Here is a 12,603-nt window from a genome sequence, read left to right as displayed (position 1 = left end):
GGAGTCTTGGCAGGGAGGAAAGCGGCAGATTATAGCTGTGACGCCGCCCGACTGACAGCGGTGAGGGGCGGATGGTCGAAATGAACTGTAAAAACCTGGGGTTCAGCAGTAATTAAGGTGGGAGTTGTTATGATTCCGTCACATTTAGCCGTATTTACCCTGACCGCCATGCCCAGTTCATCGCCGCAACTCCCCGCCAGCGCCCTGCCCGACTGCTTCTTCGACCGTGACGCGCAACTGCTTGCGCAAGAATTGCTCGGCAAAGTCATCCGCCATCGCGTCGGTGAAACCTGGCTTTCAGCACGGATTATTGAAACCGAAGCCTATTACGTGGCGGAAAAAGGCAGTCACGCCTCATTGGGCTACACAGAAAAGCGTAAGGCTTTGTTTCTGGATGGCGGGCATATCTACATGTACTACGCCCGGGGTGGCGATTCGCTGAACTTCAGCGCCCATGGACCAGGCAATGCCGTGTTGATCAAATCGGCCTATCCATGGGTCGATGACGTATCAGGCCCGGCCAGCCTGGCACAGATGTTGTTGAACAACCCGAACCCCGACGGCAGCCCCCGCGCCTCGCAAAAACTGTGCGCCGGCCAGACCCTGCTGTGTAAGGCCTTGGGCCTGAAGGTGCCGATGTGGGATGCCAAGCGCTTCGATCAGGAACGGCTCTACGTGGAGGATGTGGGGCAGACCCCGACCCAGATCATCCAGACCACCCGCCTGGGGATCCCCAGCGGGCGTGATGAACACCTGATGTACCGCTTCGTCGATGCTGGCTACGCGCCTTATTGCACGCGGAACCCGCTGCGCAGGGGCCAGGTCGAAGGCCGCGATTATTTTTTGATTTGAGCATGGAGTGGATTGTATGGGCCAATGGCTCGATAGCATTACCGGCTGGTTGACCCTGAACCCCGAATGGCTGGCGGTCGCGGTGTTTATTGTCGCCTGCGTGGAGTGCCTGGCCATCGCCGGGCTGATCGTGCCGGGCACGGTATTGTTGTTTGCCATTGCCGCCCTCGCCGGCAGCGGCGCGCTGTCACTGAGCGAGACCCTGCTGCTGGGCTTCCTCGGCGGATTGTTGGGTGACGGGGTTTCCTACTACTTGGGGCGACATTTCCACCAGAACATCCGGCGCTTGCCCGGCTTGCGTCATCACCCGGAATGGATGAACGGCGCCGAAACCTACTTCCACAAGTACGGCATTGCCAGCCTGCTGGTCGGGCGCTTCATCGGCCCGCTGCGGCCCATGCTGCCGATGGTGGCCGGGATGTGCGACATGCCCTTCCCGCGTTTTGCGATTGTCAGCCTCGTGGCGGCGGCGGGCTGGTCGGTGGCGTACCTGCTGCCAGGCTGGGCGACCGGCGCCGCGTTCCGCCTGCCATTGCCGGAGGGTTTCTGGCCTGAAGCGGGAGTGGTAGCAGCCTGTATCGCGGTGGTGGTGGGCCTGAGCTTGAACAGCAGCCTGCGCGGCCATCGTCGCGCCACCCTTTGGATCGGTTGCGCCAGCCTGACGATGTTGATCGCCTTGTTTATCGGCTACCCCCACCTCAATGACTTTGACCAGGGCCTGAGCGCCCTGGTACAGGAGCACCGCAGCCCCTGGCTGGACGAAGTGATGGTGCGCATCACCCAACTGGGCGAATTCAAGAAGATGTTCGTCGCCAGCGCCGTGTTTACCGGCTTGCTGCTAGTGGCTCGGCAATGGCGCCATGCGGTGTTTGTCGGCGCGACCCTCGCCGGTGCGGCGGTGATCAACACCGGAACCAAGTTGTTTTTCGCCCGTGGCCGCCCGGAAATCCTCACAGACCCACTGACCAGTTTCAGTATGCCCAGCGGCCATGCATCCGGCGCGTTTGCGTTTTTCCTGGCCCTCGCGGTCCTGGCCGGGCGCGGGCAACCCATCCGACTACGCCTGACCTGGATGCTGCTGGGCTGCATTCCCGCCGCCTTTATCGCATTGTCGCGGGTCTACCTGGGCGCGCATTGGCCCACAGACATCCTGGCCGGCACGCTGCTGGCGATGACGGTATGTGCGTTCAGCCTGGGGGTCAGCCAGTACCGCAGCCCGCTGCCGGCGATGCCGCAAAAAGCCTGGTGGCTGTTGCTGCCAGCATTGGTGGCGGTGCTCAGCTTTATCGCCCTCACCGGCACGCCCCACGCCCTGCTGCGTTATGCCTATTAAGTGAACAACTCACCCTGCAACTCATCGAGCAGCATCTGGATCGCATCCAGGCGCTGCTGCGGGTCGTCGAGTTGCAGCAGGTCGATCTTGTCGGCCTCGGTGAATGGCAGCAGATACGCCAGTTGATTGCCCAAGGCTTGCTGCCCGTCGGCGTGGGCGTCCATGTCCAGAGAGGCCACCATCGGATGCTCGGCCAACGCCTGGAGCAATGCCAGCAGGTCGGCGTCCTCTTCTTCCAGCGGTTGATCCGGCAGTTCTTCGAGCCACTGCACATCAGCCACCAGCAGTTGGTCTTTCTGCACGCCCGCGTCACGCACCCGGAACCGGCGACCGCCTTCGACACGAATCCCCAGCAGGCCATTGTCCTGCTGCTTGAAGTCGCGGATCAGCGCTTCACAGCCGATCAGCGCGTAGCCGTCCGGGGCCAGACCCACTTCCTTGCCGTCGAGGATGCACACCACGCCGAAGCTTTCGCCCTTTTTCATGCAGCGGGCGACCATGTCCAGATAGCGCGCCTCGAACAATTGCAGGTCGAGGGTGCAGCCTGGGAACAGCACGGTATTGAGTGGGAACAGCGCCAGACTCATAAAGGTTTCCTTAAACCCGGTTTAAACGATCACCGACACAGCCAGCGGCAGGAACACTGCCGTGGCCACGCCCATCAGACTCATGGCCAGCGCCGCAAAGGCGCCGCACTCTTCGCTTTCCTGCAACGCCACTGAGGTGCCGACCGCGTGGGCGGTCATGCCCAGGGCCATGCCCCGCGCCTCAGGGCTGTGCACGCCCAGGCGCGACAGGTATGCCGGGCCGATCATCGCGCCGATCACCCCGGTGATCAGCACAAACACCGCCGCCAATGCCGCCACACCGCCAATCTGCTCGGCCACCAGCATGGCGATCGGCGAGGTCACCGACTTGGGCGCCATGGTCATCAACATCCTGTGTTCGGCGCCAAACCACCAGCCCAGCAGTACACACAGGCCGGTGGCCAACACCCCGCCTATCACCAGCGTAGTAAAAATCGGCCAGAACAATTGGCGAATGCGCCGCAGGTTCAAATAGAGCGGCACCGCCAGGGCCACCGTCGCCGGGCCCAGCAGGATGCCCATGATCTCGGTGCTCTTGCGGTACTCGGCGTAGCTCAGGCCACAGCTGATCAGTACGCCGATCACCAGCAGCATGGAAACCAGTACAGGCTGCAGGAAGATCCAGCGGGTTTTCTCGAAACCGGCCAGTACCAGTTGATAGGCACCCAGGGTGATGCCAATGCCGAACAGCGGGTGATGGATTACGGCCGTCCAGGCGCCCTGCCAGTCGACGGTCATTGATCCTTCTCCTTGCGCTTGACCATCTGCTGCATCAACACGCCGACAAAGCCCATGGCAATCACCAGTGACAACACCAGCGCACCGACAATGGCCCAGAAGTCCGCGGCGATGTCCTTGGCATACACCATCACGCCTACCGCCGGCGGCACCAGCAGCAACGGCAAGTAGCGCAACAGGCTGCTGGCGGCCAGGCTCAATGGCTCGCCGACTTCGCCACGCCAGACCAGGAAGCCCAGCATCAGCAGCAGCCCGATGATCGGCCCCGGCAGTACCGGCAACAGCAAATGATTGATCGCGGTGCCGATCAATTGAAACAGCACCAGCCAGGTCAGGCCCCGTAACAGCATCCGTTCTTCCCCCTCGAAACTCGCCCGCATTATAAGCATGCCCGCCCTATGCGCCGGCATTCGCCAAAAGCATGGTGGGTTGACCGAGCCGATTGGCCATGATGATCTACATTGGTTCTCTGTAATCGATAAAAACAGCACCGATGAACCAAGGAGAGACGCAATGCCCCATGTACCCGTAGCGCAGCTCAAAGACTATGTCGGCAAGGAACTGGGACGTTCCGAATGGCTCACCATCGACCAGGCACGCATCAACCTGTTCGCCGAGGCCACGGGCGATCATCAGTTCATCCACGTCGACCCGGTCAAGGCCGCGCAAACGCCATTCGGCAGCACCATCGCCCACGGCTTCCTGTCGTTGTCGCTGATTCCCAAGCTGATCGAAGACATCCTGATCATGCCCGAAGGCCTGAAGATGGCAGTCAATTATGGTTTGGACAGCGTGCGTTTCATCCAGCCGGTGAAGGTCAACTCCAACGTGCGCCTGGCGGTCACCCTCACCGACGTGTCCGAGAAAAAGCCCGGCCAGTGGTTGCTCAAGGCAACCTGCACCCTGGAAATCGAAGGCCAGGAAAAACCGGCTTACATTGCCGAGTCGTTGTCACTCTGCTTTGTATAAGGCCGTGCCTGTGGTGGGGAAATAAACCTCACCACAGCGTATGTAAATTTATGTATGAAACTCGCAGCTGCGGCATACTCGGCGCTCAATTATCCGGATCCCGCTATGCGCCCACTCGCTCCCCTCGCCCTTGCCCTGTTGCTCACCGCTTGCGGAGATGGCGAATCGCTGTTGCCGCCCGATGCGCGCCTGCCTGATGGCGGCCGCTACCGGGGTGATGTGGTCGATGGCTTGCTGCAGGGCCAGGGCCGCGTGGACTACCCCAACGGCAGCTGGTATGCCGGGCAGTTCGACAAGGGCCAGTGGCACGGCCAGGGCGAATGGCATGGCAGTAACGGCGAAGTCTATAAAGGCCGGTTCCAGCAAGGCCTGTTCGATGGCCAGGGCAGCCTGACCACGGCGGGCAGCCACTACGTGGGCGGCTTCAAGAACGGACGACGCAATGGCGAAGGCACCCTCAAAGAGGGGCAGATGACCTATCGCGGCGAATTCAAGGACGACCAGTATTCCGGCCTTGGTCGCCTGGAACTGGCGGACGGCAGCCAGTACCAGGGCCAGTTCGCCCACGGCAAGCCCAATGGCGAAGGCCAGCGCAACGACGACAGCGGCAACCAGTTCAGCGGCCATTTCGTCGATGGCCAATTGGAAGGCAACGGCACCTTCAACAGCGCCGACGGCGACATCTATGTCGGCCAGTTCAAGCAGAACCAACTCAACGGCAAGGGCCGCTACGAGAACGCCGACGGCGACGTGTGGATCGGCCAATTCAAGGAAGGCGCGCTCAGCGGCAAGGGCGAATTGATCGGTGTGGATGGCAGCCACTACGTCGGCCAGTTCAGCGACTGGCGCTTTACCGGTGAAGGCCGCCTGAACCTCACCGATGGCAGCTTCTATATCGGCGGTTTCGACGGCGACAACTATCAAGGCAAAGGCACCCTGGTCCTCACCGACGGCACCGTGCAGGCCGGTACCTGGGTCAATGGCATGCGCGTGCGTGACGCCGACGGCAAACTGCTGCCCGACCCCCTGGAAATCGGCGTGCTGGCCCAAGGCCGCCTGCTGGATGCAGCCCTCGCCGCCGTGCCCGCCTCCACCCCCGCCGTGGAGCTGTACACCCTGGCCGTGGCTGGCGACGGTAAACAAAGCGTGTTCCTGCGCGAAGCCGATTACGTCAGCAATATGCTCGCCACCCGCTTCGGCGCACGCGGGCAGATTCGCCTGGTCAATCACCGCGACCACATCACCGATCGCCCCCTGGCCACCCGCGAAAGCCTGCGGCGCGCCGTGCAAACCCTGGCCGAGCGCACCGGCCCGGAAGACCTGGTGTTCATCTACATGACCAGCCACGGTACCCACGAACACGAATTGGTGCTGGACCAGCCGCGTATGGAGCTGGCCGACCTGCCAGCCGATGAGCTGGCGGCCGTGCTGGCACCGCTGAAGAACCGCGACAAGATCGTGGTGATTTCGGCCTGCTACTCCGGCGGCTTCATCCCGGCCCTGAAGGATGAGCACACGCTGATCATGACCGCGTCCCGGGCCGACCGCGTGTCCTTCGGCTGCTCCGAGGAAGCCGACTTCACCTACTTCGGCGACGCCCTCTTCGCCCAAGCCCTCAACCAGACCGACGACTTGCAGCAAGCCTTCAAGCTGGCGCAACTGCATGTGGCCGAACGCGAACAGGCGGACAACTTCGAAGCCTCCGAACCGCAGATCTGGGCCCCCAAGGGTGTGATCGCCCACTGGCAATTATTACGCAAACAGCAGGCACGAAAGGCGCTGGAAAGCGTCTCAATGAATAGCAAGGAAGCCAAAGGCAACTAAGCTGTAACGTGTAACAAGGGGGAAACACCATGTACCTGACGCCTCAGCATATCTTGCTCGCCGGAGCCACCGGCCTTACCGGCGAACACCTGCTCGACCGCCTGCTCAACGAACCCACCGTGACCCGCGTGCTTGCGCCCAGCCGCAAGCCGCTGGCCCAACACCCGCATTTGGACAACCCGGTGGGCGACCCGGCGGTGCTCCTGCCACAACTGAGCGGCCGGGTAGATATCGCCTTCTGCTGCCTGGGCACCACCCTCAAACAAGCCGGTTCCGAAGCCGCCTTTCGCGCGGTTGACCTGGATATGGTCGTGGCCTTCGCCAAGCGTGCGCGGGAAATGGGTGCGCGGCACCTGATCGTGATCAGCGCGATTGGCGCCGACTCCAAATCCTCGGTGTTCTACAACCGCGTCAAGGGGGAAATGGAACAAGCCTTGAGGGCCCAGGACTGGCCACAGCTGACCATCGTGCGGCCGTCGTTGTTGCTGGGGGAACGCTTGCAACCGCGCCTGGCGGAGCAATTGGCCGGGCCGCTGTCGCGGTTGATTCCGGGCAAATACCACGGCATTGAAGTGTGCGAACTGGCCCGCGCCATGTGGCGCCTGGCGCTGGAAGAGCAGGATGGGGTGCGGGTAGTGGAGTCGGACGAGTTGCGCAAACTCGGCAAATAACCGGTCCCTTCCCACTGAAGGGCTTGCTGTGGCGAGCGGGCTCGCCACAGGGTTACAGGCCGCCCGTGGCGTTGAAACCAACGCCCAACACCGTCAAAACCGACAGCGGCAACAACAAGGTATCGAGCAACGCACTCGCCGGCAGATCCACCCCAGGATAACTCGGCGCCTCGGCACCAAACCTGTCCTTGGCGCAGCAGCCACCATTCATTGCATACAAATCCAAGCGCGTGCCGGCATACACCACCGGCGCACCCGGTTGCGCCGCGTCCAACGTACGCGCGGTGGCGCAGCCCGTCAGTTGCAGCGCCAGCAGGACCAGCAGCGCCTTATTCATCGCTGCTCAAATGGTGCTCGCCCCAACGTGGCAGCATGTCCTGGGGAATGTTCAGCAGGTTGAGAATGCGCGCCACCACAAAGTCCACCAGGTCATCGATGGTCTGCGGCTGGTGATAGAAACCCGGCGAGGCCGGCAGAATGGTCACGCCCATGTTCGACAACTTGAGCATGTGCTCCAGGTGAATGCTCGAATACGGCGCTTCTCGCGGCACCAGGATCAACTGGCGGCGCTCCTTCAGCGTGACGTCCGCCGCCCGCTCGATCAGGTTGTTGCAGGCCCCCGTGGCAATCGCCGACAAGGTGCCCGTGGAACACGGCACCACCACCATCGCCGCCGGCGCTCCCGAGCCGGACGCCACCGGCGACATCCAGTCCTCTTTGCCGTAGACCTTGATCTGCCCCGCCGCCGCACCGGTGTATTCGGTGAGGAAGGCCTGCATGGTCTGCACCTTGGGCGGCAGCGCCACGTCGGTCTCGGTGGCCATCACCAGCTGCGCGGCCTTGGAGATCAGGAAATGCACTTCGCGGTCTTCACGCACCAGGCAATCGAGCAGACGCAAACCATAGGGTGCGCCGGATGCACCGGTCATCGCCAGGGTGACGCGCTCCGGGCCGCTCATTTCAGCGCCTCGGCCAACTTGCCATGCAGGCCGCCAAAGCCGCCGTTGCTCATGACCACTACGTGAGTGCCGGGCTTGGCCTGGTGCTTGACGTGTTCGATGATGCCTTCGATGGAGTCGCAGACGCTGGACGGCACCGTGCACAGGGCGGCAATCGCCGGCAGGTCCCAGCCGAGATTGGCCGGTGCGTACCAGACCACCTGGTCGGCATCGTTGACGCTTTCCGGCAGGCCGTCGCGGTGCGCGCCAAGCTTCATGGAGTTGGAGCGCGGCTCGACAATCGCAATGATCGGCGCATCGCCAACGCGCTTGCGCAGGCCATCCAGGGTGGTGGCAATCGCCGTCGGGTGGTGGGCAAAGTCGTCGTAGATGGTAACCCCATTCACGTCGGCGACCTTTTCCATACGCCGTTTCACGCTCTTGAATGCACTCAGCGCGGCGATGCCCATGGACGGCACTACGCCTACATGCCGCGCAGCCGCCAGGGTCACCAAAGCGTTGGCGACGTTATGCTGGCCGGTCATGTCCCACTCGACGATGCCTTGGGCCTCGCCCTCGAACAGCACTTCAAAGCGGGAACCGTCTTCGCTGAGCAACTTGACCTGCCACTGCCCGCCCGCGCCGGTGGTTTGTACCGGGGTCCAGCAGCCCATCTCGATCACGCGCTGCAAGGCAGGCTCGGTGGTCGGGTGGATCACCAGGCCTTCGCTCGGAATGGTCCGCACCAAGTGGTGGAACTGGCGCTCGATGGCCGCCAGGTCGGTGAAGATGTCAGCGTGATCGAATTCCAGGTTGTTCAGGATTGCCGTGCGCGGGCGGTAGTGAACGAACTTGGAGCGCTTGTCGAAGAAGGCGCTGTCGTATTCATCCGCCTCGATCACGAAGAACGGCGTGTCGCCCAGGCGCGCCGACACCGAAAAGTTCTGCGGCACACCGCCGATCAAAAAGCCCGGGCTCATGCCCGCGTGCTCCAGTACCCAGGCCAGCATGCTGCTGGTGGTGGTCTTGCCGTGGGTGCCGGCGACCGCCAAGACCCAACGACCTTGCAGCACATGATCCGCCAGCCACTGCGGGCCGGACATATAAGGCAAACCTTTATTGAGGACGTATTCGACCGCCGGGTTGCCACGAGACATGGCATTGCCGATAACCACCAGGTCAGGGACCGGGTCGAATTGCGCCGGGTCGTAGCCTTGGGTCAGCTCGATGCCCTGGGCCTCGAGTTGCGTGCTCATGGGCGGGTAGACGTTGGCGTCGGAGCCGGTGACATGGTGGCCCAGTTCTTTGGCCAGAACGGCCATCGAGCCCATGAATGTGCCGCAAATACCGAGAATATGAATGTGCATAGTCGACCTCGTAAAACATCGAGGCAGGTTAGCGCAGGGGGGCGAAAATCGCACTCTTTAGCTGTCAGGTGGCGGCCCCGGAAGGCCGCCCAGGAACTCAGACAGTCGGCGTATCAGCCATTGGTTCAGCGGGTAGGTCGGTGGCCTTGAGCACGATGAGTTTGCCGATGAACTTGTTCACCGCCTCAAAACGCTTATCCAGGCTGTCCAGCCGGCTGCCGTCGGTACCAGCCGTTGCGCCGGAAGCGCCTTTGTAAGGTCGCAAGATCATGTCGTTTTCCTCACCGATCATCTTGAGTTGATTTTCGGCGACGTCGTACAAGGCCTCAAGCGCGGCCAGTCGCTCACTCGGAGACTGTGAATCACGTTCAACCAATTTGAGGGCCTTCGCATCCGTCCCCTCCCGTATTGCCATGATGTTATTCGCCACGACCTCGATACGCAGTTCGGCCAGGGCCAGTCGCGTGTCCACATTGGCATTCTGCGTCGAAACATTGCCCGCGTACGTTGCTCCCTGAGTGCTGGGGGCCGGTTGGTGCACCGGTGGCAGAATCGGGGTCTGCGAGGTGTACTGGCCTTTGATCGCCTCTCCTGTCCAAGCGGACCCTGCGTAGGTTGCAATACTGAGTGGCGCACTGACAAACCCATTGATCCCCGCATTTACAAAGGCATCACGGGCCACCGTGCCGAGTTGGGGGGAAGTGGAAAACACACCCGCCTTGTGCAATCGGTCCGCGACGATCAGGTTTTGCGTCACCTCGGCCAAGGTCTTGGGAGCAGCATGGCTCTGGGACGGAATCACATTGGCCACCGGCTGGCCAGTGATCTTTGGCAAAATACTCCTGAAGGCACTTCCCACAGACCCCGTCGGCGGCGCTGGGCTTGCAGGCGGGGGATTGAGGCGTGGCGGTGAGCCTCCAACGCTGGATCCCCGTGTCGGTGGTGATGGCGGACGCCGCCTGAACGGGTTGAAAAACAAGTCCCTCTTGCGACGGCTGTGTACCTCTTGCCCGTTTTGGGCTTCATCACTGGGATAATTAATGGTCGGTGCAGTGGGCTCTTTTGATAACTCAGTGGACGGTTGTTCAGTTTGCATAGGTATTGACGGAGTCTGACCTGTTATGCGCATAACCTTCACCCTAATAGCTTCTGAAACGGATAGTTGTTGAGACAGGCAAGGCCAAATTGCACATTGGCCTTATCCTCTGCGTCTTGAAAAACCAGCCACCAGTTCCAGAAAACCAATGCCGCGCAAACAAAGCCGATCCCTCGGACGGTGAGTAATAACCGTGACTTACACACCGCAGTTAATAAGCAACCGGCAACTAACACTCCTGGCGCAATTGACGAGCGATTCCGTACTTGCGCAACTTTCTATATAACGTATTTCGACTGATGCCCAATAAAACTGCGGTCTGGCTCATGTGCCAGTGTTGCTGCGCCAAGGCGGCCAGCAACGCGCCACGTTCGGCAACATCAAGCGATGAATCAGCCGATGGCAGGGTGTCGTTTACCTGTGCGGTCTGCGAATCACGGACACGGGCGGGCACGTCTTCAAGCCGAACGAGGCCGTCCGCACATAACGCAATCAACGTGCGCAGCACCATGCGCAGTTGTCGCACATTGCCCGGCCAGGCGAACGCCAACAACACTCGGCGTGCAGCAGGATCCAGCGCGACCGGTTGCTCACCCGCCTCCTGGCCCAGCAGAAAATCCAGCAACTGGGATTTGTCCGCGCGATCACGCAGTGCCGGCAGGGAAATTTCCAGACCATTGAGCCGGTAGTACAAGTCTTCGCGAAAGGTGCCGTCCTGCACACGCGCCAACAAATTCCGATGGGTGGCGCTGATAATTCGTACGTTTACCGCCTGGGGCTCACCGCCGAGCGGCACCACCAGCCGGTCCTCCAGCACTCTTAGCAGACGGGTTTGCAGCGCCAGGGGCATATCGCCGATTTCGTCGAGAAACAGGGTGCCGCCATCGGCTTGCTGCAACTTGCCTTGCATGCCTTCTTTGCGCGCACCGGTAAAGCTGCCTCCCCGATAGCCGAACAATTCACTTTCGATCAGGCTTTCCGGGATGGCGGCACAGTTGAGTGCCACAAATGCCTTGTCGGCCCGCTGGCTGGCCTGATGCACGGCCTTGGCAAAGGCCTCTTTGCCGGAACCGGTTTCGCCATTGATCAGCAACGGCACATCGCGCTCGAAAACCCGCAACGCCTTGCTGAAGTCCTGTTGCAGGACCGGATCGCCCAGGCAGATGCCGGGCAGGCGCGGCCGTTCCACCACCGCAGGTTTGGCAACGGGTGTGGGAATACTGCGCACCTGACCGCGCAGCGCCGCGAACAAATGCCGGCCATCGCGGGTACGCAACGGCCAACTGGCGGTGGCATTGGCGCTGGCGCGGCCGAGCAACTGATCGAGGGTGCATTCGAAAAATGCCTCCACCGGCTGGCCCAGCAGGCCGCCACGCAACTGCCCCAACAGGTTCAGCGCACTTTGGTTCACCGCGCAGATGCGCCCATCGCCATCGAACGCCAGCAATCCTTCACTGAACAACCCCACCGACTCAGCCTGCAGGTGAAAGCGCAGCAACCAGTGATTTTCAAAGTGGCGCAGGAAATAGCAACTCTCGATCATCTTCGCCGACAGGTTGACCAGCGCCATGGTGTGGAACTGGCTCTGGCGCGACACCGCTTCGCGCGCCGAGGACACATCCAGCACCGCCAGCAGATCGCCATGGGGATCAAACACCGGGCTGGCCGAACAGGTCAGCCCGGTGTGCCGGCCACGAAAATGCTCATCACGGTGAATGGTCAGGGATTGGCGCTCCACCAGGCAGGTGCCGATGCCATTGGTGCCTTCGCACGCTTCGCTCCAATCGGCACCGAGCCACAGCCCGGCGCGCTCGAAGATCTTGCGTTCGGATGGCGCAGTGACACAGTTGAGGATCACGCCTCGCGCATCGGTCAGCAACACCGCATGGCCGGCGCCCGAGAGCTGCTGGTGCAGGCTGTTCATCTCACTGCCGGCGATATGCAGCACTTGTTGCAGGCGCTCGCGGCTTTCCAGCAGGCGGCCATGTTCAAGCACGGTGGGGGCAATGGTTTGCGCAGGGTCGAGGTGATAGTCCTCCAGGCAGCGCAGCCAGGAGCGGGCGATGGAGGGATCGCTGGACGGGTCGCGACCATGGGCCACGGTGAGCACTTGCTGGGCATGGCGACTGAAATGATCGTTGTGCATTTCTTATTATTCTCCCTGCGTGAGAACCCCCAGCATCCCCCAGCCATCCAGGCAATGCAATCCCGTGCCGACCCGCCGGTCA

Annotated in this window: 13 protein-coding genes; 5 read left to right on the top strand and 8 right to left on the bottom strand. The window is 61.7% G+C overall.

The window, feature by feature from the left end; translation table 11 throughout:
- Positions 1-168 precede the first annotated feature (168 nt).
- Positions 169-852, top strand: coding sequence for a DNA-3-methyladenine glycosylase (locus tag BFN10_RS12280; RefSeq protein ID WP_071490027.1), 684 nt, complete (start codon positions 169-171; stop codon positions 850-852).
- Positions 853-868: 16 nt separating this feature from the next.
- Complete coding sequence (locus BFN10_RS12275) at positions 869-2,185, top strand: bifunctional DedA family/phosphatase PAP2 family protein (RefSeq protein ID WP_071489886.1); 1,317 nt, start codon at positions 869-871, stop codon at positions 2,183-2,185.
- On the opposite strand, the gene BFN10_RS12270 is transcribed toward BFN10_RS12275, so the two are convergent.
- The 3 genes from BFN10_RS12270 to BFN10_RS12260 are packed head-to-tail and all read right to left on the bottom strand — an operon-like array spanning position 2,182 to position 3,860.
- On the bottom strand, positions 2,182-2,772 hold the full coding sequence (locus BFN10_RS12270) for an LON peptidase substrate-binding domain-containing protein (RefSeq protein WP_058427778.1): 591 nt from the start codon (positions 2,770-2,772) through the stop codon (positions 2,182-2,184). The genes BFN10_RS12275 and BFN10_RS12270 overlap by 4 nt on opposite strands.
- Before the next feature lie 21 nt (positions 2,773-2,793).
- On the bottom strand, positions 2,794-3,510 hold the full coding sequence (locus BFN10_RS12265; RefSeq protein WP_058427779.1) for an LrgB family protein: 717 nt from the start codon (positions 3,508-3,510) through the stop codon (positions 2,794-2,796).
- Positions 3,507-3,860: a CidA/LrgA family protein gene (locus BFN10_RS12260; RefSeq protein ID WP_015886074.1), complete on the bottom strand. Its 354-nt coding sequence runs from the start codon at positions 3,858-3,860 to the stop codon at positions 3,507-3,509. The genes BFN10_RS12265 and BFN10_RS12260 overlap by 4 nt, the downstream gene beginning before the upstream one ends.
- A gap of 163 nt (positions 3,861-4,023) precedes the next feature.
- On the opposite strand from BFN10_RS12260, the gene BFN10_RS12255 reads away from it, so the two are divergent.
- From BFN10_RS12255 to BFN10_RS12245, 3 genes are all read left to right on the top strand, one after another.
- Positions 4,024-4,479 carry a MaoC family dehydratase gene (locus BFN10_RS12255; RefSeq protein WP_071489885.1) on the top strand — a complete coding sequence of 152 codons (456 nt, stop codon included), beginning with the start codon at positions 4,024-4,026 and terminating at the stop codon, positions 4,477-4,479.
- 105 nt (positions 4,480-4,584) lie between these two features.
- Positions 4,585-6,303, top strand: coding sequence for a C13 family peptidase (locus BFN10_RS12250; protein ID WP_071489884.1), 1,719 nt, complete (start codon positions 4,585-4,587; stop codon positions 6,301-6,303).
- Positions 6,304-6,332: 29 nt separating this feature from the next.
- Entirely contained in the window at positions 6,333-6,974 is a 642-nt protein-coding gene (locus tag BFN10_RS12245; protein ID WP_071489883.1) for an oxidoreductase, read from the top strand.
- A 52-nt stretch (positions 6,975-7,026) separates the two neighbouring features.
- Here BFN10_RS12245 and BFN10_RS12240 read toward each other — a convergent pair whose 3' ends face one another.
- The 5 genes from BFN10_RS12240 to BFN10_RS12220 all read right to left on the bottom strand — a co-directional run bounded on the left by BFN10_RS12240 (position 7,027) and on the right by BFN10_RS12220 (position 12,521).
- Complete coding sequence (locus BFN10_RS12240) at positions 7,027-7,311, bottom strand: YceK/YidQ family lipoprotein (RefSeq protein ID WP_071489882.1); 285 nt, start codon at positions 7,309-7,311, stop codon at positions 7,027-7,029.
- Complete coding sequence (gene ubiX / locus BFN10_RS12235) at positions 7,304-7,933, bottom strand: flavin prenyltransferase UbiX (protein ID WP_028618086.1); 630 nt, start codon at positions 7,931-7,933, stop codon at positions 7,304-7,306. Before ubiX ends, BFN10_RS12240 begins: the two co-directional genes overlap by 8 nt.
- The gene (mpl, locus tag BFN10_RS12230; protein ID WP_071489881.1) at positions 7,930-9,279 is read right to left on the bottom strand and encodes a UDP-N-acetylmuramate:L-alanyl-gamma-D-glutamyl-meso-diaminopimelate ligase; all 1,350 of its coding nucleotides are present in this window, start codon (positions 9,277-9,279) and stop codon (positions 7,930-7,932) included. Before mpl ends, ubiX begins: the two co-directional genes overlap by 4 nt.
- Positions 9,280-9,376: 97 nt before the next feature.
- Positions 9,377-10,114, bottom strand: a complete 738-nt coding sequence (locus BFN10_RS12225; RefSeq protein ID WP_231999530.1) for a hypothetical protein — start codon at positions 10,112-10,114, stop codon at positions 9,377-9,379.
- Between the two features lie 490 nt (positions 10,115-10,604).
- Positions 10,605-12,521, bottom strand: a complete 1,917-nt coding sequence (locus BFN10_RS12220; RefSeq protein WP_071489880.1) for a sigma-54-dependent Fis family transcriptional regulator — start codon at positions 12,519-12,521, stop codon at positions 10,605-10,607.
- Between the last annotated feature and the right edge of the window lie 82 nt (positions 12,522-12,603).

The sequence above is a fragment of the Pseudomonas extremorientalis genome (assembly GCF_001870465.1).
GTDB classification, from domain to species: domain Bacteria; phylum Pseudomonadota; class Gammaproteobacteria; order Pseudomonadales; family Pseudomonadaceae; genus Aquipseudomonas; species Aquipseudomonas extremorientalis.
Note: the sequence above shows the minus strand (reverse complement) of the source record. Positions and strands in the feature narration are given on the sequence as shown.

Excerpts from the sequence above, each read along its gene's own strand:
- BFN10_RS12280 (WP_071490027.1), top strand. The coding sequence starts at position 169 with ATGCCCAGTTCATCGCCGCAACTCCCCGCCAGCGCCCTGCCCGACTGC.
- BFN10_RS12275 (WP_071489886.1), top strand. The coding sequence starts at position 869 with ATGGGCCAATGGCTCGATAGCATTACCGGCTGGTTGACCCTGAACCCC.
- BFN10_RS12270 (WP_058427778.1), bottom strand. The coding sequence starts at position 2,772 with ATGAGTCTGGCGCTGTTCCCACTCAATACCGTGCTGTTCCCAGGCTGC.
- BFN10_RS12265 (WP_058427779.1), bottom strand. The coding sequence starts at position 3,510 with ATGACCGTCGACTGGCAGGGCGCCTGGACGGCCGTAATCCATCACCCG.
- BFN10_RS12260 (WP_015886074.1), bottom strand. The coding sequence starts at position 3,860 with ATGCTGTTACGGGGCCTGACCTGGCTGGTGCTGTTTCAATTGATCGGC.
- BFN10_RS12255 (WP_071489885.1), top strand. The coding sequence starts at position 4,024 with ATGCCCCATGTACCCGTAGCGCAGCTCAAAGACTATGTCGGCAAGGAA.
- BFN10_RS12250 (WP_071489884.1), top strand. The coding sequence starts at position 4,585 with ATGCGCCCACTCGCTCCCCTCGCCCTTGCCCTGTTGCTCACCGCTTGC.
- BFN10_RS12245 (WP_071489883.1), top strand. The coding sequence starts at position 6,333 with ATGTACCTGACGCCTCAGCATATCTTGCTCGCCGGAGCCACCGGCCTT.
- BFN10_RS12240 (WP_071489882.1), bottom strand. The coding sequence starts at position 7,311 with ATGAATAAGGCGCTGCTGGTCCTGCTGGCGCTGCAACTGACGGGCTGC.
- ubiX (WP_028618086.1), bottom strand. The coding sequence starts at position 7,933 with ATGAGCGGCCCGGAGCGCGTCACCCTGGCGATGACCGGTGCATCCGGC.
- mpl (WP_071489881.1), bottom strand. The coding sequence starts at position 9,279 with ATGCACATTCATATTCTCGGTATTTGCGGCACATTCATGGGCTCGATG.
- BFN10_RS12220 (WP_071489880.1), bottom strand. The coding sequence starts at position 12,521 with ATGCACAACGATCATTTCAGTCGCCATGCCCAGCAAGTGCTCACCGTG.